This is a genomic window from Kitasatospora aureofaciens (assembly GCF_001188955.3).
Classification (GTDB): domain Bacteria; phylum Actinomycetota; class Actinomycetes; order Streptomycetales; family Streptomycetaceae; genus Kitasatospora; species Kitasatospora aureofaciens.
On the sequence record NZ_JPRF03000076.1, the window covers coordinates 55,147 to 74,533 of the forward strand.

A 19,387-nucleotide genomic window follows, 5' to 3' on the forward strand; every position below is an offset into this window, starting at 1 on the left:
CCGTCCGGGCCGGGGGCCGGGACGATCAGGCGCTGGACGACGGTACGGCTTCGCGGCGCTGCTCCAGCCACGTGCGGCTCAGGTCCTCCCAGACCGCCTGGTACCGGTCGAAGACGCCGTCGAGCTGGCGACGTGCCAGGTCGGCGGGGTCCGTCGACGCCACCAGGTACTCCAGGTCGTCGGCGAGCCGCCGGAAGCGGTACTGCGCCTCCTCCATCAGCACCCACCGGGAGCGCCAGTTGAAGAACGGCTCGGCGGCGGCCAGGGCCGTCACCAGGGCCACCAGCGCGAAGGCCAGATCCGTCCACCGGTGCAGGCCCAGCAGGATGGTGGAGGCGGCGGACAGCGCGAGCGTCAGCATCTTGATCACGGACGCGCGCCGACGGAACTTCTCCTTCTTCCCGCGGGCGTAGTCCTGACCCTGGCGGATCTTGTCCAGCAGGAGAGCAGCCGTCTCCGTCGGCGTGAGCCCCACGCCCGGTCCAGTGTTCGGATGCACCTTGTCCCCTCGTCTTCTTCCCGTGGCGCGCCTTGAGCCGCGTGCGGGATCAACCAGACGGTAACCGAGGTGTGGCGTGCGGTTGCTTCCGGCCGGCCAGCACGTACGCGGCGCGGGCGGACGCCGACGCGGAGGCGCGGCTGCCGGTGGACGAGCCGTCACGGGAGCGGGTGTCGGGGTGGTGGGGCGTGCTGGGGGTGATCGTGCCGATCGTTGCGGTGGCGGCGGCGGTGGTGTTCCTGTTGCTCGGGTACGTGCTGGGGAACGCCCTGGTGGTGGCCGGCTGGGTGGCGGCCGCAGTGGGCGCGGTGTCGCTGCTGGTGGGCGGGGCGGGCCTGCTGGGGGCGGCGGCCCGGGGGGAGGGGCCGGCCGAGGGGGAGGCGGACGGGCCGGGGGAGCTGGGGCGGGCCCGGGACGCGTGGCGGGCGGCGCTGGCGGAACGCGGGCTGGTGCCGTTCCTGGTGGCGCAGGCGAACATGCGGCAGGTGTGACGGGGCGGCTCGTCCGCGTGCGGAATGCCAAGGCGAAGCCGGGTCGGGTAAGGGGCGGTTAAAATCCGTGCCCCTGTGCGAGCTTGGGCCTTGTGTGCGCCAGTCAGTGAAATATCATATGGCGCATTGCACAGCGGTCCCGGCGAGATCCGGTTCCCATCCCCCGCCGCATCCGGTTGACGAGCTGTCAGCTCCGTACGCGTACCGCAATCCGTGCACCCTTCCCCCATGTCACGAGAGACGGAACCCGACCCGTGTTCAGATTCCGATCCCGCACCTCCCCACCCGGCCGACGCGCCCCGCGCACCGCGCTGGTGGCACTGGCCGCCGCCCTGGCCGGGGCCGCGCTCAGCAGTCCGCTGTCCGCGATGGCCGACTCCCACGCGCCGCGGGCCGCCACCGTCGCGGCCGAGCCGGGCACCCCGAAGACCGCCGCGGCCCCGCAGAAGGCCGGTCCGCGCCGGGCCAAGGCGGCCAGGACCGGCCCGGTCGCCGCCGCGAACGCCGGCGCCGCGAACGGCGGCGTCAAGAAGACGCCCCAGCTGGTGGACGGTGCCGACCCGGGCACCGGCGGCAAGGACGGCGACGGCAACGTCGCGAACCAGTACGACCTCCAGGTCACCTACAAGGGCGGCCAGGAGTCGACCGGTGTGGTGATCGGCGCACCGAAGGTCTACCTGGTGCTCTGGGGCTCCCAGTGGGGGACTCCGTCCACCAACGCGTCCGGCGACACCGTGGTGAGCGGCGACCCGGACCAGGCCGCCCCGTACCAGCAGGACTTCTTCAAGGGCCTCGGCAGCTCCGGGGACGGCTGGAGCGCCGTCCTGACCCAGTACTGCGAGGGCATCGCCGCCGGTTCCGTCCAGTGCCCGGCCGGCTCCGCGCACATCCCGTACCCGCAGCAGGGCAGCGTGCTCGCGGGCGTCTGGGTGGACAACGGCGCCCCCGCGCCGCAGGCCGCGACCGAGCCGCAGCTCGGCGCCGAGGCGCTGGCCGCCGCGAAACACTTCGGCAACCTGACCGAGGCGCAGAACCGCAACGTCCAGTACGTCATCGACTCGCCGCAGGGCACCGACCCGGACAAGTGGAAGGAACTGGGCTACTGCGCCTGGCACGACTTCCAGCGCTCTCCGTACGGCCAGCTCGCCTACACCAACATGCCGTACCTGACGGACGTGGCCGGCTGCGGCACCAACTGGTTCGGTGAGAACACCCCGAGGGGCCGGCTGGACGGCTACGGGATCATCGGCGGCCACGAGTACGCGGAGACGGTGACCGACCCGAACACCCCGGGCGGCTGGACGGACGCCACCGGCCAGGAGATCGGCGACAAGTGCGCCTGGATCCCCAAGGGTTCCAACGGTGGGCTGTTCTTCGAGGACCTGGCGACGGGCAGCTTCCCGCTGCAGACCCTGTGGTCCAACGCCGACCACCTGTGCATGGCCTCGGACCCGGTGGTGGCCAGCCCGCCGGTGTCGGTGAGCACGATGTGCGACCGGACCGACAAGGCCGGGCAGCCGTTGTCGATCCCGGCGGTGGGCGTGTCCAGCACCGGTGCCGCCCTCAGCTACAGCGCCACCGGCCTGCCGCAGGGGCTCTCGATCGACGCCAGGAGCGGGGTGATCTCCGGTACCGCGGCCGCGACCAACGGCTACCAGCGGATCAACGTGACGGCGACGGACCCGGCGGGCAGGACGGCGTCCAGCGGCTTCTGGGAGAGCGTCAGCGCCGGCGGCGGGTCGGGCTGCGGCGGGATCGAGCAGCTCATCGACCCCGGCTTCGAGAACGGCTCGGCGGACGTCAACCACACGGTGATGACGGACTCCTGGGGCCCGTCGGGGTACAACATCATCACCCCGTCCAGCCTGCACGCGCCGCACTCGGGCTCCTGGTACGCCTGGCTCGGCCAGAACACCGGGACGGACGACTCCATCACCACCTACCTGAACACCTACCCCGGCTACGGGCGGGCGACCTTCTCCTTCTGGCTCGACACCGAGTCGACCAACACCTCGGCCGCCGCGCCCGACACGCTGTCGCTGGTGGCGATCGACCAGTACACCGGGCAGCCGCTCGGCACGGTGAAGACCTGGACCAGCCAGAACGCGACCGGCGGCTACCAGTACCAGTCGGTGGACCTGTCCCCGTTCATCGGGCAGGTCGGCTGGGGGACCACCATCGGCCTCAAGCTGGTCTCCCACGAGACCGGCGCGACTCCGGGCACCGCGTTCCTGATCGACGACGCCTCGGCCCGCGAGAGCTGACCGAACGACCGGACTCCGGCCCCGGAACCGAACGGTGCGGTTCCGGGGCCGGAGTCGTTCCTAGCAGGTTCCGGTATCCGGCCGGGCGGCGTCGACCAGCAGTTGGACGGCTTCGAGCGGGAGGCCGAGCCGGCGGGCGATCCAGGCGGCCGGGCGGCCGGCCCTGGCGAGCATCCAGGCCGAGTACAACTGGCCCAGCTGCGGCGCGTGTTCGGTGAGCAGCAGGGGGCGGACGGCCTCCATCGGGAAGCCCTCCAGTGCGCGGGCGCTGTACTCGCGCCCGTGGGGACCGGGCGGGGGCAGCGGGAGCGGGCGGCGGGCGTCCAGCCAGCGGCTGAACAGGACCGCTCCGACGACCAGCAGTCCGGAGCAGGAGACGCCGATCAGGGCGCCGCCGATGACCGGGCGGTCCTCCTCCTCGGCCAGGCCGAGGGCGACCTCCTCCAGGACGAGCAGGCCGAGGGCGGTGAGCAGCACCGCTGCCCGGCCGGGGCGAGGGAGGAGCCGGGACGTCGTCATGGGAAACCTCTTCCTCGGCAGGGATACCGGGGGGCTGGGGCGGGCGCGGCGACTCACCTTCCGTACAACGGCGGCGGGCGGACAGGGGCACGCCCGGACGGGCCGGACGGTGAAGGCTCACGCACCGGGTTGACGCGCCGTCAAAAACTCAACCAAGTGCGGGAGTTCTGTTAACGGGGGCCGAATTCCACCCTCGGACCTGTTGACAGCATAACCCGGTCATGTCAACTTCGACACGCTTGTCGAAGTTCGCCCGCGGAGCGGTCGACCGTCCGGCGGCTCCTGGAGGACCAACCGGCGCCGAGCCGGTACCGAAACGCACGGAGGTGCACTTCAGCACCGGCTCGGACGCGATCGACCCGCTCGGCGCCAAGTCGGTCGGCGCTGCGCGACCTCACCGGCATCCGCTTCACCGACCCCCCGTTCCTGCGCGACCAGGGGTGGCAGGCGCTGGAGGAACGGCGACGGCTACGGTGGGTGAGGTGCGTCGCTTCCCCGGCCGGTGGTCCACAGTGGTAGGGGAGGCGGGAACCGATGGGACTCACCAGTCACAAGCTGCTGGCGCTGGCGGCGCTGCTGGCGGTGTTCACGGTGCTCGGCACGCTCTGGGTCTGGCCGAAGCTCGCCGTCCGCAGCTGGCCGGCGATGTTCCTGCGGCTCGGCACCCTCGCCGTCACCCAGCTGTCGCTGCTCGTCGTGTTCGGGCTCGCCGTCAACGACTACTTCGTCTTCTACAGCAGCTGGTCCGACCTGCTCGGGCACGAGCACGGCGCCGGTGTCATCCAGGGCGCCGGCGGAACCCCGAGGGCCACCACCCCGAGCGGCGGACCGGCGGCACCGAGCGGACCGGCGGCACCGACCGGACCGGCCGGGGTGCAGGTGCTCGGTACGGCCAAGATCACCGGCGCCGGGTCGGTCAGCCGGGACCCGGCCCGGATCGGCCGGCTCGACAGGGTCCGGCTGCCCGGCGGCACCACCGGCCTGAGCACCGACGGGTACGTCTACCTGCCCCCGCAGTACTTCCAGCCCGGCAACGAGACCGAACACTTCCCCGCCGTGCTGGTGATGACCGGCTTCCCCGGGGACGCCGCCAACCTGGTCACCAAACTGCGCTACCCGGCCACCGAACTCGACCTGCTGGACAAGGGCACGATGAAACCGACCGTCCTGGTCCTGATGCGGCCCTCGCCCAGCATGCCCCGGGACAGCGAGTGCGAGGACGTCCCGTACGGCCCTCAGGCGCAGACGTACTTCAGCACCGACGTGCCCGCCGACCTGCGCGCCGGCTACCGGGTGCTCGGCGGCGCCGGCAGCCTCGGCGTCATGGGCGACTCCACCGGCGGCTACTGCGCCGTCAAGCTCGGCATGGCGCACCCCGGCACCTTCCCGGCCGCGGTCTCGCTCTCCGGCTACTTCAAGGCCGCGGAGGACGTGACCACCGGCGACCTCTTCGGCGGCAGCCAACAGCGCCGGAGCGAGGCCGACCTCAACTGGCGCCTGACCCACCTGCCGGTGCCCGCACTCGCCGTCCTGCTCGCCGACAGCAAGCAGGACGGCCGCACGTACGCCGACTCCACCGCCTTCGCGGCGGCGGCCCGGCCGCCGCTGGTGGTGGCCCAGGCGACGGTGGGCACCGGCGGCCACAACTTCACCACCTGGGACCGGCTGATCCCGCCCTCGCTCAGCTGGCTCAGCGCCCGCCTGCCGGCTCCGGGGTAGCCCGGTGGCTCAGCGGGCCAGCAGCGGCAGCGGTGCCCCCGTACGGGCGGGCAGCTCCAGTCGGGTCAGCAGCGCCGACGGCGAGACCTCGACCACCCGGCAGCCCGCCCGGTGCCGGCAGTACCGGGCCACCGACGTGCCACGCAGCCGGTCGAAGCGGCGCCGGGTGGGGGCGCCGAGGACCAGCAGGTCTTCCGGGCCGGTGACGGCGGCGACCAGGGCGGGCCCCGGCTCGGAGTTCACCACCAGCGGGCGGATGACCAGGCCGGACGGGTAACCGCCGTAGGCCTGCCCGAAGGCGACGTCCAGGCGCCGCCGGGCGGCGTGCTCCAGCTCGGACCGCGGGCGCAGCCCGTCCCGGTCGCCCACCGTCCAGGCGGCGACGGGCACCAGTACGGCCCCGTGCCGGGCCGCCTCGCCGACGGAGTGGTAGAGGGCGGCCAGGCTGCTCAGCGATCCGCTCAGACCGACGATCACCCTTGCGGCTCCGCTCGCGCTCCCGCTCGTGTTGCCGCTCGTGTTCCCGGTGGTGGTCGCGGTGGTGGTCCCGGTCATGACCGTTCGCCTCCGTCTCTCCGGTAGCTCACTCCGGTCGAGTCCTGCGGTTAGGTGCTCCTTGCTTCGGATGCCTCCAGTGAACCGCGGAACCATTCCGTCCGTACCGGTACTGACGTCACCATGACGCCGGTCACACGCTTCTTGACGGCTCCCTGACAGCCGCCGCCGGCGGACAGCCCACCACCGGATACCGCCGCGCCGTAAGGCCGTTGACGCGGGCTCGGCGGCGAAGCGGCCGTTCCCGACAGCTCCCGGGCACGGCGGGCGACCGGCTCGAACGCCCGTTCCGGGGGGTGCGTCAGGAGGGTGTCAAGGTCGGCCACCGGGGCGTACGGCCTGCGTCAAGGGAGGGTGCGGTCGGTGAGCGGAGGGCTTCCACTGGTAGGTGCCCGGGCCGAGCGGCCCACCGTCCGAAGGGATCCCGCCGTGAACGACACCGCCCTCGCCGTCGAACCTCCGCTACGCCGGGTGGTCCGGCTCGTCGACCGTCCGGCCGAGCAGCCGGAACCCGGACTGCGGACCCCGGAGCCGGCCGCCGCCCACGACCGCAGCCGCCCGGCGCAATGCCGCATCGCGATGCAGTTCGAAGACTGACGCGGAAGACCGACCCGGAGGAGTGCCACCATGACCCAGCTCATCGCCCGTTCCGCCGCCTTCGCCCCCGGCCGTGCCTCCGCCCCTGCCCCCGCCCCAGCCCCCGGCCCTGCGTCCGCGACCGCCGACGTGCTCGGCGGCCCCTGGCCGGCCTCGGCGCGGCCAGGCCCGGGAGCCGACCTGCTGGTCGGCGGAGTGGGGCTGGCCGAGGCGGCCGAGCGGTTCGGCACCCCGCTGTACGTGCTGGACGAGGGCGAGGTGCGCAGCCGCGCGCGGGCCTACCGGCAGGCTCTGCCGCACGCCGAGGTGCTGTACGCGGCCAAGGCCTTCCTGTGCAGCGCGATGGCCGACTGGGTCGCGGAGGAGGGGCTCGGCCTGGACGTCTGCTCCTCCGGCGAACTGTGGCTCGCGGTCTCGGCGGGCTTCCCGGCCCAGCGCATCCTGCTGCACGGCAACGCCAAGTCCCCGGCGGAGCTGCGGCTGGCGCGCCGGCTGCGGGTCGGGCGGATCGTGATCGACGGCCCGGCGGAGATCGCCCGGCTGGCCGCGCTGGTGGCCGCCGACACCCCGCAGAAGGTGCTGGTCCGGGTCGTCCCCGGGATCGCCGCCGGGCACCATGCGGCGGTGCGGACCGGGGTCGGCGGGCAGAAGTTCGGCTTCCCGATCGAGGGCGGCGACGCGGCGGACGCGATCGCCCGGGTGCTGGACCAGCCAGGGCTGGAACTGGCCGGACTGCACTGCCACTTGGGCTCGCAGATCACCGAGGTGGAGCCGTACCTGCGGGCGCTGGACGCGCTGGTGCGGCTGCTGGCCCAGGTGCGCGAACGGCACGGTGTCGAGCTGCCCGAACTGGACCTCGGCGGCGGGCACGGGATCAAGTACCTGCCGTCCGATGCGGAGTTCGACCTCGCCGAGTTCGCGGTCCGGCTGACCGACCGGCTGGCCGTGCGCTGCGCGGAGGCCGGGCTGGAGGTGCCGCACCTGATCGTCGAGCCGGGCCGCGCGATCGCCGGACCGGCGGGAGTGGCGGTCTACCGGGTGCTGTCCGTCAAGCACGGCGCCGACGGCCACTGCTTCGCGGCGGTGGACGGCGGGATGGGCGACAACCCGCGCCCGGCCCTGTACGGATCGCAGTACAGCGTGCGGCTGGTGGGCCGGCGCTCGGACGCGGACGCGATGCGGGCCGACGTGGTCGGCCGCCACTGCGAGGCCGGGGACGTGCTGGTGAGGGACGCGGCCCTGCCCGCCGATCTGCGCCCGGGCGACCTGCTGGCGGTCCCGGCCGCAGGCGCGTACCAGCTGTCGATGGCCTCCGGCTACAACCTGGTCGGCCGCCCCGCCGTGGCGGCGGTACGCGACGGCCGCGCCCGCCTGCTGATCCGGAGGGAGACGGTGGAGGACTTCCGCCTGCGCGAAGTCGGCCGCTGAAACAACGGCCTGCGCCCTCACTCCCGATCTCCGTCAACCGCCCGGTGAGGACAAGGCCCGTGGCGGGTCCGACCCCGAACCGGCACCAGCTCCGGACCTTCCCCCGCGCGGGCCCTCCCGCCACCGAGCAGGGGCCGGACTCCCGCCTGACCGCACCCCCGACGCCGCTGCGCGAGAAGTCGGCCGGTCCGACTTCTCGCGCGGTCCGGTCAACGGGTGAGGGCGCTCACGCCGGGCAGCCCGAGTCGGCGATCACGTAGTAGCCGGGGGAGGTCTCCTCCAGGGTGTGGGTGACGAGGAGGTTCCACAGGCCCATGTTCTGGCCGGAGCCGTTGGCGTACGTGTAGCCGCCGCTCTGGTGGGCCCGCCCGGCCAGGGTCTGGTGGTAGTTGTCGGTGGTGTAGCAGGCCGGTGCCCGGCCGCTGGTGGTGGCCCGGACAGCGGCGGAGCGGGCGCCGACGGTGCCGGAGGAGTCGACGGCCGCGACGGTGTAGTCGTACGGGGTGCCGGCGGTCAGGCCGGTGTCGGTGTAGGTGGTGCCGGTGACGGCCCCGGTGCCGGCCCTCGTGCCGCCCCGGTAGACCTCGTAGGAGGCCGCGCCGCCGACGGGGTTCCAGGAGAGCGAGACCGAATCGGCCGTGGTACCGGTGACGGTGAGCCCGCTCGGGGCCGGGAGCCCGCTTCCGCTCACCGGGGTGGCGAGGCCCCAGAACTGGGCGGTGTAGTAGCTGGAGCAGATCGTGTTCAGGAAGTACGCGCCCGCCGTGCCGCACTGGTCGGGGCCGGAGCCCGGGGCGACGGCCAGGCCGTGGCCCATGCCGGACACGGAGTACAGCTCGACGGCCGGGTTGCCGTTGCCGTCGTCGTAGGTGGTCAGGGTGGTGCCGCCGGGAAGGCTCCGGGTGGTGGACGGGGTCCGGCCGATGCCCCATACGTCGGTCCACTGGTCGCGCAGCTCGGTGCCGTTGACCGGCCGGACGGTGTAGTCGGCGGTGCCCTGCCAGATCGCCACCCGCGGCCACGGGCCGGTGTACCCCGGATCGGAACTGCGGACCTTGTCGCCCCACTGGCCCGGGGTGAGGTTCTGGCTGCCGTTCTGACAGCCGGACGCGGCGGCCTGGGTACCGGCGCACTGGGCCGGGAGGCCCGAGTCGACGGCGCCGCCGGCGAACACGTCGGGGTAGTCGGCCAGCAGGTCGGCGGTCAGGCCGCCGCCCGCGGACAGGCCGGTGACGAACACCCGGCGCGAGTCCGAGCCGTAGAGCGACTCGGCCCTGCTCACCATCTGCACGACGGACGCGGCCTCGCCGTTGCCGCGGGTGTCCTTGGACGAGTCGAACCAGCTGAAACAGGACAGCGGGTTGTTGCCGGGGTCGGTCTGCGGGAAGACCACGGCGAAGCGGTACGCGTCCGCGTACTTCGGCCAGCCGGAGCCGGTGTAGTAGTCGTTCGCGCTCTGGCCGCAACCGTGCAGGGCGACCACCAGGGGTGCTCCGGTCGGCAGGCCGGCCGGGACGTAGGTGTACATCGCGAGGTTGCCGGGGTTAGAGCCGAAGTCGCTCACCTGCTGGTACGTCCCGCCGGTGGCGGTGGCGGTGGCGGTGGCGGCTGCGGCCGGGGCGGCGCCGAGCGCGGCGGGAATGCCGATGGCGGAAGCGAGGGCGAGGGTGAGGGCGAGCACGGCGCGGGCCACCAGGCTGCGCCTGCGTGCGGGTCGGTCCATGGCGGGGCTCCAGGGTGGGTGGGGGCGGAGACCGTGAGGTGAAGCATGAAGTGCCCGGTCGGGCCGGGGACATGGACCGGATCCCCACGCTTCGCCTCTGCGGCATGTGCCGCACCGCCACCGGTCGCGGCCGACTCCCCTGCCAACGACGTCGCCCCGCCGAGCAGCGGCTCGGCGGGGCGACGTCCTCAGTGCGACGTCCTCGAGGGTGTCGGGCTCACCCCGCGTGGGCCGCGCTGACCAGGTCGGGCAGCAGCTTCGCCGCGTTGGGCGTGCCGAGGCCGGTGATCGGGTCCCATCCGGTGGTGGCCGAGTAGCCGGGCACCGTGGGGTCGGTGGTGTTGTTGCCGAGGGTCACGTCGTCGAAGTCGGCCGCGTACGCGGCCGGGTCGGTGGCCAGCTTGTACAGGGCCGGGTTGATCTGGCCGAGGCCGCCGCCGTTGATCTGGTCCGCGATCGACACCAGGCCGGCCCACTGCGGGCAGGACAGCGAGGTGCCGCCGATGTCGTACCAGCCCGTGCTGCACGGCGTGGCACCGCACTTGAGGCCGGAGGAGCCGTCCGGCGGCAGCGACAGGTAGACCAGTGCGCCGGTGCCGGGCGAGGCCTGGAGGGCCACGTCCGGAACGCCGCGCCTGGCGCCGATCGCGGTGGAGCCGGCGGGCAGCGCCGACTGGTAGCCGGGCTTGTCGAAGACCTGGCTGAACCCGCCGCCCGATCCGCTCCAACCGACCTCGGCTGCACCGACGTTGGTCCGGCAGGCGGCCGGGTTGTCGGTGCTGTCCACGGTCCGGCCGGCGGTCGCGCCGGGGTCGGTGCACAGGAAGGTGCCGCCGACGCCGGTCACCAGCGGGTCGGAGGCCGGCCACTCGACGGACGGGTAGGGGAGGGTCGAGCCGCCCGACTTCACCGGGGTCTTCACCGAGCCGGCCGTGCCGTTGTCGCCGGACGAGCCGAGCACCGTGACCCCGTTCAGCGCCGCCGACTTGAAGGCGTGCCGCAGCGGCTCGATCGACTGGCTGCTGGCTAACGCGCCCTCGGCGGAGGCGAAGGACTGGGAGATGACGTTCGCCAGGTGGTGGTCGACCACGTACTGCTCGGCGTTCATCAGAGCGGGCAGGCCCTGGACGCCGAGCGTCTCGGCGGTGGGGGTGCTGACCAGCAGGATGTTGGCGCCGGGGGCCATGGCGTGCGCCGTCTCGACGTCGAGCGCGACCTCCAGCGCCCAGGCGGCCTTGCTCTCCTGGCCGGTGCCCCGGCTGGTGGACGGCGGCGCGGTGGTGCCCGGGTCGCCCTGGACGTGCAGCTCGCTGAAGGTCGGCATGCCGGGCTGGCAGGCCACGCCCTCCTCGCCGCACATCGCGTTGACACCGAAGGCCTGGTCGAACACGTGCAGGTCGTGCGCCATGGTGTCGCTGCCGTACGAGTCGAAGATCGCGATCGTCTGGCCCCGGCCGTCGAAACCGTTGGCGTACAGCGGGCCCAGGTTGTAGGCGGCCCGGATGCCCTGCGGACTGAAGCAACGGCGGCCCGCCGACGCGCACTGCGCCGGGGTGGGGGGAGTGGTGCCGGTCGAGACCTGGCTGTAGTCGGCCACCGCGGGGTGCACCACCGGGTAGCCGACGGCGGCGGCACTGGTAACCGTCGGCACGGCGAGCGCGCCGGAGGCCGCGAGGGCCAGGCCGCTCACCCCTGCCAGGAGTGTTCGACGCATGCTTGGAGCCTTCAAGTGGTCCTCCACGAGGGTGGGTTGGGGGACAAAGGCCGGTACCCGGGCCGGATCGTGCGACACCGGGTACGCGAGGGGGCTCCGGGACACAAGGTCACGGCCGGGCGAGTGTAGGCGCGGGGCCGGCCCGGCCTCAATGGCTCGTCAGAAGTTCAGAACGATCTCTAACCCGCGCCTCGCAGCACGCCGGTACCTCGAACCCGTCCGAGCGAACGGCCGCCTGCCCCCTTCGTTTACGGACCGTCAAACCTCCGAGTCCGCCGCGCTCGACCGAGCGACTCATAACGGAACGGTTGCGGAGACGGGGCTTCCGGGGCGGAGGGGTTGACGGGGTGGGGAGGGTGGGCGTTTGCTGGCTGCCGCTCGTGTGAACCTGTTGGGTTGTGGTCTATTTTGTGGGTTTGAACGTTCAAGCCGACGGCCTTCGAGCGCACTGCCCCCCCGCCCCGTCTTCGTCCGGCGCCATCCCATCAGGAGGAATGCAATGTCACACCTTTCCCGTCGCGACCTGCTCCGTGCCTCCGGAGCCGGACTGCTCGCGCTGGCCGCCGGTGGTGGCCTCGCGGCCTGTGGCGGCGCCGATCCAGGCGGGGGTTCGGGCGGGGACGCGGAGACCGGGACGGTCACCGTCTGGTCCTGGGCCACCGCCGCCGCCGCGCTGCGCGGAGTGGTCCCGGCGTTCGAGAAGGACAACCCCGGCATCAAGGTCGACGTCCAGGACATCGGCAACCCGGCCATCTGGGACAAGATCACCGTCGGTCTCGCGGCCGGCGGCCAGGGGCTCGGCGACGTGCTGCACATCGGCTGCGACTACCTGCCCGGCTACGTGGACAAGTTCCCCGGCGGCCTCGCCGACCTCTCGCAGTTCGGCGCGACGGCCCACCAGGACGCGTTCGCCAAGGGCCTGTGGCCGGTCGTCACCGGCAAGGACGGCCATGTCCACGCCCTGCCCTGGGAAGTCAACCCGCTCGGCTTCTTCTACCGCCAGGACTGCTTCGACAAGGCGGGCATCGACCCGACCACCCTCGCCACCTGGGACGACCTGATCGCCGTCGCCGACCGCTTCAAGGCCGCCAACCCCGGCATCTCCCTCATCGGCATCAACAAGGCCGCCAACCCCGACCCCGACCTCGACTTCCTGCAGTCCCTCATGCAGCTCCAGGGTGCCTTCTACTTCGACCTCCAGGGGAGGATCACCCTCGGTTCCGAGCCGGACGTCCGCGCCCTGGCCATCGTCCGGCGCCTGGACGCGGCCGGGCTGGTCGCCGACGCCCCCGGCGACCAGGGCTGGGCCACCCTGATGAAGGCGGGCAAGCTCGCCGTCGCCCCGATGCCCGCCTGGGCCGCGCACTACCTGGAGGCCAAGTTCCCCGGCCAGAGCGGCAACTGGCGCCTCGCCAAGCCCCCGGCCGTCACCCCCGGCGGCAAGCGCACCGCCCTGGTGAACTCCACCCACCTGGCCGTCTCGGCCTCCAGCCCGCGCCGCCGCGCCGCCTGGAAGTTCGTCGAGTACGCGCTCACCCGCCCGGCCTCCGTCAACGCCATGTTCGCCGCCGGCGGTGTCTTCCCCGCGCTCACCGCGGCCTACTCCGACCCGTTGTACTCCGCGCCCCGCCCGTACTTCGGCGGCCAGCCCGTCCTGAAGACCTTCGCGGACCTCGCCGTCGACGGCGGAGACCCGACCAACTACTCCGGCGACTACGCCCGCGCCCTCAAGGTCGTCGGCGACGCCCAGACCAAGGTCTTCCTCGAGTCCGGCGACCCGGCCGCCGTCCTCCAGGACGCCGCCGGGCGGCTCGCCCAGCAGACCGGACGCACGATCGCATGACGACCACCGCCACCGCCCCGGCCGTGACGCCGACCGCGAAACCCGCCAGGATGACCTTACGGACGAGCCGGAGCGCCCGCCGCCGCCGTGCCGCGCTGCCGTACCTGCTGCTCGCCCCGGCCCTGGTCACCTTCGGCGTGTTCAAGGCCTACCCGATCGTCGACTCCCTGCTGCTCTCCTTCACCACCGGCGCCGGCAGCGCCACCCGCGCCGCCGGACTCGCCAACTACCGCCGCCTGCTGGACGATCCGCTGTTCTGGACGGCCCTGCGCAACACCGCCGAGATCCTCGTCGTCCAGGTCCCGCTGATGCTGGCGCTCGCCCTGCTGACGGCCGTCGGCATCAACTCCGTCCTGGTGCGCTGGCGGGCGGTCTGGCGGCTGGGTGTCTTCATGCCCGCCGTCACCGGCCTGGTCGCCACCGGCGTGATGTTCGCCTTCCTGCTCAGGACGGACGACGGCGCGGTGAACCGGCTGCTGGAGACCGTCGGCCTGCCCGCCGTCGACTGGCTCGGCCAGCCGTTCTGGGCGCGGATGGCCGTCGTCCTGGTGCTCACCTGGCACTACACCGGCTACAACGCCGTCATCTACCTGGCCGGCCTCCAGGGCATCCCGAAGGACCTGTACGAGGCCGCGATGGTCGACGGCGCCGGACCGGTCCGCCGCTTCACCGCGATCACCGTTCCCGCGCTGCGCCCCGTCCTGCTGTTCACCGTCGTGCTGTCCACCATCGGCACGCTCCAACTCTTCGACGAGCCGTACGTGCTGACCGGCGGCGGCCCGGACAACGCGAGCCTGACCGTCTCCATGTACCTGTACCAGAACGGCTTCCGGTACTTCGACTTCGGCTACGCCTCCGCCATCGCCTACGCGCTCACGCTGCTGGTGTCGGTGCTCGGCGCGGTCCAGATGCGCCTGATGGGGGAGAAGGACCGATGAACCGCGTGAAGCTCCGCGGCTGGCCGCTGACCTTCCTCCTCGCCGGCCTCACCGGCCTCTCCGTCGCCCCCTTCTACTGGCTGCTGATCTCCACCACCCGCAAGGACACCGAGATCTTCGACTGGCCGCCGCACCTGCTGCCCGGCGGGGGCCTCGGCGCCAACCTGCACCGCCTCGACGAGAGGATCGGCCTGCTCCGGGCGATCGCCAACTCCCTGCTGGTGGCCGGGATCCAGACCGTCGGCGCGCTGGTCGTCGCCCTGCTGGCCGGCTACGCCTTCGCCAAGTTCCGCTTCCGCGGCCGCACCCTGCTGTTCGCGCTGCTGCTCTCCACCCTCGTGGTGCCCGAACAGGTCATGCTGGTACCGCTGTTCAAGATGATGACGAGCTTCGGCCTGCTCGACTCCTACCAGGCGATCATCCTGCCCGGACTGTGCGTGCCCTTCGCCGTCTTCCTGATGCGCCAGTCGCTGGCCGGCCTGCCGGACGAACTCCTGGACGCCGCGAGGGTCGACGGCGCGGGCGAGTTCCGGGTGCTGTGGAACGTCGTCGTCCCGGTCATGCGACCGGTGCTCGCCGCGCTCTCGATCTTCCTCTTCCTGGGCTCCTGGAACCAGTTCGTCTGGCCGCTGATCGCACTGCGCAGTCCGGACATGCACACCCTGCCGGTCGCCCTCGCGACGCTGTACGGCAACAAGGCCACCACCGACTACGGCGCGATCCTCTCCGGCACCGCCCTGTCCACCCTGCCGATGATGGTCCTCTTCCTGGTCCTCCAGCGGCAGTTCATCTCCGGCCTGCTGGCCGGCGCCACGAAAGGCTGAGCAGCATGACCGGGACCGACATCTGGGAGCCGCACGCCCCCGCCGCCGCCGGCGGCCTGCGCCCGTTGCACGCCGAGGGCCCGGACCTCGGGGCGAGCCTCGGGGCGAGCCTCGCAGCGAGCGGAGCGGCCACCGCCCGGCCGGTCGCGGACGGGGTGGTCGAGGTGACCGCGCGCGACGCCGGGCCGGTACGGATCGAGTGGCGGGTGCCCTGCGTGGACGCCACCGCCTTCTGGACCCCGGAGCCGCGCGGCACCGGCTGGCTGCCCGCCGCCTGGAGCGCGCCGCGCCGCACCGGCCTCGCCGCGGGCGCACCGATCGCCGCGCTGGTCGGCACCGGGGACGTCGCGCTGTGCGCCTTCGCCGCCGGGCGCCCCGACGTGCTGGCGGGGGCGGGAGTGGTCGAGGAGACCGGCGAGTTCCGGTTCTGGGCCCAGGCCGACGGCGAACTCACCGTACGGATCGACACCTCGGGGCGGCACTTCGCCCGCTGCCTGGCCGACCTCGCCGCCTGGTGGGGGGAGGGCCGAACCGTGGACATCCCCGACGCCGCCCGCCGGCCCGCCTACTCGACCTGGTACTCGATGCACCAGGACGTCACGCCGGAGCGCGTCGAGGCCCAGGCGGCGCTCGGCAAGGCGCTCGGCCTGGACGTGATCATCGTGGACGACGGCTGGATGACCGCCGACCGCACCCGCGGCTACGCCCACTGCGGCGACTGGGAGCCGGTGTCACTGCCCGACACCGCCGCCCACGTCGCCCGGGTGAACGGGCTCGGCGTGCGCTACCTGCTCTGGTACGCCCTGCCGTTCATCGGCAAGGACAGCGCCGCTTTCGGGAAGCTCGGCCGCCACGCCCTCGCCGACGCCGCCCACCTGGGCGCGGTCGTGGCCGACCCGCGCTACCCGGAGGTCCGCGACTTCCTCACCGACCGGCTCGCCCGGGCCGTCGAGGAGTGGGGCACGGACGGGCTCAAGGTCGACTTCGTCGACTGGTTCTCCCGCGGGCCGGCCCCCGCCGCCGGTCCCGAGGCGGACTGCGCGAGCGTGGACGAGGGCGTGCAGCGACTGCTCGCCGCCATCCGCCACCGGATCACCGCGGCGGACCCGCAGGCGATGGTCGAGTACCGCCAGCCGTACGTGAGCCCGGCGCTGTGGCCGTACGTCACCATGATCCGCGCCACCGACTGCCCGCTCGGCCCCCAGGAGAACCGGCAGCGGACGGTCGACCTGCGGCTCGCCGCCGGGCCCGTCCCGGTCCACTCCGACATGCTGATGTGGCACCCGGCCGAGCCGCCCGAGCAGATCGCCTGCCACCTGATCAACGTGCTGTTCTCGGTGCCGCAGGTCTCCGTCGACCTCGCCGCGCAGAGCCCGGCCCAGCGCGAGGCGATCGCCTTCTGGCTCGGCGTCTTCCGCACCCACCTGGACACCCTGCAGCTCGGCGAGCTGCGACCGTCCCGCCCGGACCTCGGATACCCGCTGGTGACGGCACTGGGCGGGGACACCGTCGCGGTCGCCCGGTACGCCGCCCTGCCGGTGGACGCCTCCGGCGACGGCTGGCGGACCCTGCTGGTGGCCAACGCCGACGCCGACCCGGACGTGCGGCTGACCGGCGGCAGCGGGACGGCCGTGGCGACCGTGCGGGACGCCAGGGGGCGTATCGTCCGCGAGGGCGAGGTCGAACTCGGCCTCGCCGCCCCGATCCCCGTGCCGCGCGGCGGTCTGCTGACGCTGCGTCGCGCCTGACCGTGCTGCTCCGACCGAGCCCTCCGCCCGGATCACACGCCTGACCGAGCAGCACGCCCGACCGAGCCGCACCGCCTGGAGGACCGCATGCCGCCCGAGGGAGCACACCGGCCGCGCCGCGGCGCCACCACCATCGAGGATGTCGCGAGAGCGGCCGGGGTCTCCAGGCAGACCGTGTCCAACGCGCTCAACGCCCCGCACCGGGTCCGCCCGGAGACGCTGGAGCGGGTGACCGCGATGATCCGTGAACTCGGCTACCAGCCCGACCAGTCGGCCCGCTCGCTGCGCAGCGGCGCCCGCCGCACCATCGGCTACCTCGCCCCGGCGGACGACCCCCACGACCCCAACCCGCTGATGGCCGGGTTCCTGGAGGCCCTGGTCGACGCCGCCGGGGAGCAGGGCTGGCGGGTGCTGCTGTTCCGCCGGGCCCGGGGCGCGGCGGACCCGACGGCCGCCATCGACGAACTGGTGGCGGCCCGCCAGGTGGACGGACTGGTGCTGGCGGACGTGCTCGCCGAGGACGCCCGGGTCGAGCACGTCGCCCGGCTCGGCGTACCGTTCGTCACCTTCGGGCGGACCGGGCCCGCGCAGCCGCAGCACTGGGTGGACATCGCCAACGACGCGGCGACGGCCGCCGTGGTGCGCCACCTCGCGGCGCTCGGCCACCGGCGGATCGGGTACCTCGGCGGCTCCGAGGACCTGCCGTGGATGGCGGCGCGCCGGGCGGGCTTCCTGGCCGAGTCGCGCCGGCTGGGGCTGGCCGCCGTCACCGCCCCCGGTCCGGAGGCGGCGGGCGTACGGGAGTTGCTGCGCGGGCCGGAGCCGCCGACGGCCGTCGCGGCGGGCAGCGACCTACTGGCGCTGGACGTGTACGAGGCGGTGCGGGCGGAGGGACTGGCGGTCGGGCCGCGCGGGATCGCGGTCACCGGCTTCCACGACACTCCGCTCTGCCGCCATCTGCACCCGGCGCTGACCTCGGTGCGGCTGCCGCTGGGGGCGATCGCCGCCGCGCTGGTCGAGCGGCTGCTCGACCAGGTGCGCGGAGCCGGGCCGCCCCCGGCGGGGGTGGAACTGGCCGCCGAGCTGGTGGTGCGGGGGAGTACGGCCGGTCCCGCCGAGCCGCGCGCCCTCACCGCCGTACCGGCCGAGGGGGCGCGCCGACTCCGCTGACCGTTGTCCCTGTCCGGGCGGATCCGCCGGACGGGGGCTCAGGCCCGGTGGGCCGCCGGGCGCTCCGGGGACGCCTCCGCGAGCGCCCGCTTCACGGCCTCGACCCCGGCGCGCAGCCCGTACACCGGGGTGGCCGGCTGCTGGCGCCAGGAATCGTCGATGCCGCCCGCGTCCACGGTGTCGAAGCCCAACTCGTCGACCAGTGCCCGCACGACCTGCTTCGCGGCCTCGTCGTCCGAGGCGACCGGTACGGCCAGCCGCTCCGGGTCACCCGCCGGGCGGGGCCGCTCCAGCAGGTCCTGCGCGTAGGTGCCGTTGAACACCTTGACCACCCGGTGGCCGAGGTGCTGCTCCGTCCAGCGGCTCTCCGTCAGCCCGCCGTCCTCGATCGCGTCGATCCGGCCGTCCCGCTCCTTGGGGTAGTAGTTGCCGGTGTCGATCACCGCCACGTCCTCGGCGGCGCCGTCGAGCAGCCCGGCGGGCAGGTCCGGCACGTTCTTCAGCGGCACCGTCACCACCACGACCTGCGCGCCCTTCGCCGCCTCGGTGGCCGTCACCGCCTTAGCGCCCGTCTCCTCCACGAGCGCCTTCAGCGACTCCGGACCGCGCGAGTTCGCCACCGAGACGTCGTGCCCGAGCGCGGTCAGACGCCGCGTCAGGTTGCCGCCGATGTTGCCCGCACCGATGATGCCGATCTTCATGGGAAAGCCCTCGCTGTTCGGGTGTGCTGCAAGCTCGTCGCCATGCCCCAACCCGGCGGTGAACGGATCTGTTCCCGATCCGTTCCCGAGGGTGGTTCCGGCGCACCCGGGGTCGGGCGGGGCCTGGTACCGTGCCGGCGCCCGCCGTGAGGGTGGGGCCATGAACGCCACCCATCCCACCTCCCACGCCACTGTCCTCGTCACCGGCGGCACCAGCGGCATGGGCCTCGCCACCGCCCGCCTCCTCCTCGCCTCCGGCGCCCGGGTCGTGATCACCGGCCGCGACGACGCCCGCCTGGCCCGTGCCGCCGAGGAACTCGCCGCCGGGGGCCGCGATGCCGCCGAGCGACCCGAGGAGCGCCTGCTCACCGTCCGCGCCGACGTCACGATGCCCGCCGACCTCGCCCGCCTCGCCGACGTTCCACGCCGCCGTCCCCGACCCGGCCGACCACGAGCCGATCCGCGCCCAGGTCCCGCTCGGCCGGCTCGGGCGGGCCGAGGACGTCGCGGAGACCGTGGCGTTCCTGCTCTCCGAGCGGTCCTCGTACATCACCGGGCAGGACCTCGTGATCGACGGCGGCCTTGTCCCCGCCTTCCCGTCGCTCACCGGCTGAGGCCGCGGTCGTACCGGTACCCGGGTCCGTACCGGTACCC

General features: G+C 73.4%; 17 protein-coding genes and 1 pseudogene. 12 read left to right on the forward strand and 6 right to left on the reverse strand.

Annotated elements, in window-relative coordinates; all coding sequences use genetic code 11:
• Window positions 1-25: 25 nt before the first annotated feature.
• Entirely contained in the window at window positions 26-475 is a 450-nt protein-coding gene (locus HS99_RS35680; RefSeq protein WP_232543023.1) for an SLATT domain-containing protein, read from the reverse strand.
• 95 nt (window positions 476-570) lie between these two features.
• On the opposite strand from HS99_RS35680, the gene HS99_RS48020 reads away from it, so the two are divergent.
• Both HS99_RS48020 and HS99_RS45490 read left to right on the forward strand, forming a co-directional pair.
• Window positions 571-990, forward strand: a complete 420-nt coding sequence (locus tag HS99_RS48020; protein WP_050366911.1) for a hypothetical protein — start codon at window positions 571-573, stop codon at window positions 988-990.
• Between the two features lie 254 nt (window positions 991-1,244).
• The gene (locus HS99_RS45490) at window positions 1,245-3,254 is read left to right on the forward strand and encodes an Ig domain-containing protein (RefSeq protein WP_051835519.1); all 2,010 of its coding nucleotides are present in this window, start codon (window positions 1,245-1,247) and stop codon (window positions 3,252-3,254) included.
• Window positions 3,255-3,314: 60 nt separating this feature from the next.
• Here HS99_RS45490 and HS99_RS35695 read toward each other — a convergent pair whose 3' ends face one another.
• Entirely contained in the window at window positions 3,315-3,773 is a 459-nt protein-coding gene (locus HS99_RS35695; RefSeq protein WP_050366913.1) for a hypothetical protein, read from the reverse strand.
• A 534-nt stretch (window positions 3,774-4,307) separates the two neighbouring features.
• Here HS99_RS35695 and HS99_RS35700 point away from each other — a divergent pair.
• Window positions 4,308-5,492, forward strand: a complete 1,185-nt coding sequence (locus HS99_RS35700) for an alpha/beta hydrolase (protein WP_030552528.1) — start codon at window positions 4,308-4,310, stop codon at window positions 5,490-5,492.
• Between the two features lie 9 nt (window positions 5,493-5,501).
• Here HS99_RS35700 and HS99_RS35705 read toward each other — a convergent pair whose 3' ends face one another.
• Complete coding sequence (locus tag HS99_RS35705) at window positions 5,502-6,047, reverse strand: universal stress protein (RefSeq protein WP_157846528.1); 546 nt, start codon at window positions 6,045-6,047, stop codon at window positions 5,502-5,504.
• Window positions 6,048-6,476: 429 nt separating this feature from the next.
• Between HS99_RS35705 and HS99_RS45495 the strand changes: the two genes are divergently transcribed.
• Together HS99_RS45495 and lysA are read left to right on the forward strand one after the other, a co-directional pair.
• The gene (locus tag HS99_RS45495; RefSeq protein WP_157846527.1) at window positions 6,477-6,644 is read left to right on the forward strand and encodes a hypothetical protein; all 168 of its coding nucleotides are present in this window, start codon (window positions 6,477-6,479) and stop codon (window positions 6,642-6,644) included.
• Between the two features lie 30 nt (window positions 6,645-6,674).
• Complete coding sequence (gene lysA / locus HS99_RS35710; RefSeq protein WP_078958617.1) at window positions 6,675-8,072, forward strand: diaminopimelate decarboxylase; 1,398 nt, start codon at window positions 6,675-6,677, stop codon at window positions 8,070-8,072.
• A gap of 226 nt (window positions 8,073-8,298) precedes the next feature.
• On the opposite strand, the gene HS99_RS35715 is transcribed toward lysA, so the two are convergent.
• Both HS99_RS35715 and HS99_RS35720 read right to left on the reverse strand, forming a co-directional pair.
• On the reverse strand, window positions 8,299-9,795 hold the full coding sequence (locus HS99_RS35715; RefSeq protein ID WP_078939106.1) for an extracellular catalytic domain type 1 short-chain-length polyhydroxyalkanoate depolymerase: 1,497 nt from the start codon (window positions 9,793-9,795) through the stop codon (window positions 8,299-8,301).
• A gap of 217 nt (window positions 9,796-10,012) precedes the next feature.
• Window positions 10,013-11,509: a S53 family peptidase gene (locus tag HS99_RS35720; RefSeq protein WP_141763882.1), complete on the reverse strand. Its 1,497-nt coding sequence runs from the start codon at window positions 11,507-11,509 to the stop codon at window positions 10,013-10,015.
• 499 nt (window positions 11,510-12,008) lie between these two features.
• Between HS99_RS35720 and HS99_RS35725 the strand changes: the two genes are divergently transcribed.
• The 5 genes from HS99_RS35725 to HS99_RS35745 all read left to right on the forward strand — a co-directional run bounded on the left by HS99_RS35725 (window position 12,009) and on the right by HS99_RS35745 (window position 18,032).
• Complete coding sequence (locus HS99_RS35725; protein WP_030552520.1) at window positions 12,009-13,352, forward strand: extracellular solute-binding protein; 1,344 nt, start codon at window positions 12,009-12,011, stop codon at window positions 13,350-13,352.
• Window positions 13,349-14,290 carry a carbohydrate ABC transporter permease gene (locus tag HS99_RS35730; RefSeq protein WP_030279954.1) on the forward strand — a complete coding sequence of 314 codons (942 nt, stop codon included), beginning with the start codon at window positions 13,349-13,351 and terminating at the stop codon, window positions 14,288-14,290. The genes HS99_RS35725 and HS99_RS35730 overlap by 4 nt, the downstream gene beginning before the upstream one ends.
• Window positions 14,287-15,114 (forward strand): carbohydrate ABC transporter permease, encoded by an 828-nt coding sequence (locus HS99_RS35735; RefSeq protein ID WP_030279952.1) that lies wholly within the window; start codon window positions 14,287-14,289, stop codon window positions 15,112-15,114. Before HS99_RS35730 ends, HS99_RS35735 begins: the two co-directional genes overlap by 4 nt.
• 5 nt (window positions 15,115-15,119) lie before the next feature.
• Window positions 15,120-16,862: a glycoside hydrolase family 36 protein gene (locus HS99_RS35740; protein ID WP_046386889.1), complete on the forward strand. Its 1,743-nt coding sequence runs from the start codon at window positions 15,120-15,122 to the stop codon at window positions 16,860-16,862.
• Between the two features lie 87 nt (window positions 16,863-16,949).
• Window positions 16,950-18,032 carry a LacI family DNA-binding transcriptional regulator gene (locus tag HS99_RS35745; RefSeq protein WP_046386890.1) on the forward strand — a complete coding sequence of 361 codons (1,083 nt, stop codon included), beginning with the start codon at window positions 16,950-16,952 and terminating at the stop codon, window positions 18,030-18,032.
• A 38-nt stretch (window positions 18,033-18,070) separates the two neighbouring features.
• Here the strand turns inward: HS99_RS35745 and HS99_RS35750 are convergent, their stop codons facing one another.
• Window positions 18,071-18,733 (reverse strand): NADPH-dependent F420 reductase, encoded by a 663-nt coding sequence (locus HS99_RS35750; protein ID WP_030279946.1) that lies wholly within the window; start codon window positions 18,731-18,733, stop codon window positions 18,071-18,073.
• Between the two features lie 220 nt (window positions 18,734-18,953).
• Between HS99_RS35750 and HS99_RS47350 the strand changes: the two are divergent.
• A pseudogene (locus tag HS99_RS47350) lies at window positions 18,954-19,091 on the forward strand (hypothetical protein); the annotation flags it as partial.
• Complete coding sequence (locus tag HS99_RS47545) at window positions 19,069-19,347, forward strand: SDR family oxidoreductase (protein WP_030552515.1); 279 nt, start codon at window positions 19,069-19,071, stop codon at window positions 19,345-19,347. The pseudogene HS99_RS47350 and the gene HS99_RS47545, both read left to right, overlap by 23 nt.
• Window positions 19,348-19,387 lie beyond the last annotated feature (40 nt).

What these genes read in the sequence shown, in the direction of transcription:
- HS99_RS35695 (WP_050366913.1), bottom strand. Translation starts at nt 3,773, where the DNA reads ATGACGACGTCCCGGCTCCTCCCTCGCCCCGGCCGGGCAGCGGTGCTG.
- lysA (WP_078958617.1), top strand. Translation starts at nt 6,675, where the DNA reads ATGACCCAGCTCATCGCCCGTTCCGCCGCCTTCGCCCCCGGCCGTGCC.
- HS99_RS35735 (WP_030279952.1), top strand. Translation starts at nt 14,287, where the DNA reads ATGAACCGCGTGAAGCTCCGCGGCTGGCCGCTGACCTTCCTCCTCGCC.
- HS99_RS35740 (WP_046386889.1), top strand. Translation starts at nt 15,120, where the DNA reads ATGACCGGGACCGACATCTGGGAGCCGCACGCCCCCGCCGCCGCCGGC.
- HS99_RS35705 (WP_157846528.1), bottom strand. Translation starts at nt 6,047, where the DNA reads ATGACCGGGACCACCACCGCGACCACCACCGGGAACACGAGCGGCAAC.
- HS99_RS35715 (WP_078939106.1), bottom strand. Translation starts at nt 9,795, where the DNA reads ATGGACCGACCCGCACGCAGGCGCAGCCTGGTGGCCCGCGCCGTGCTC.
- HS99_RS35730 (WP_030279954.1), top strand. Translation starts at nt 13,349, where the DNA reads ATGACGACCACCGCCACCGCCCCGGCCGTGACGCCGACCGCGAAACCC.
- HS99_RS35750 (WP_030279946.1), bottom strand. Translation starts at nt 18,733, where the DNA reads ATGAAGATCGGCATCATCGGTGCGGGCAACATCGGCGGCAACCTGACG.
- HS99_RS35720 (WP_141763882.1), bottom strand. Translation starts at nt 11,509, where the DNA reads ATGCGTCGAACACTCCTGGCAGGGGTGAGCGGCCTGGCCCTCGCGGCC.
- HS99_RS35745 (WP_046386890.1), top strand. Translation starts at nt 16,950, where the DNA reads ATGCCGCCCGAGGGAGCACACCGGCCGCGCCGCGGCGCCACCACCATC.
- HS99_RS47545 (WP_030552515.1), top strand. Translation starts at nt 19,069, where the DNA reads ATGCCGCCGAGCGACCCGAGGAGCGCCTGCTCACCGTCCGCGCCGACG.
- HS99_RS35725 (WP_030552520.1), top strand. Translation starts at nt 12,009, where the DNA reads ATGTCACACCTTTCCCGTCGCGACCTGCTCCGTGCCTCCGGAGCCGGA.
- HS99_RS35700 (WP_030552528.1), top strand. Translation starts at nt 4,308, where the DNA reads ATGGGACTCACCAGTCACAAGCTGCTGGCGCTGGCGGCGCTGCTGGCG.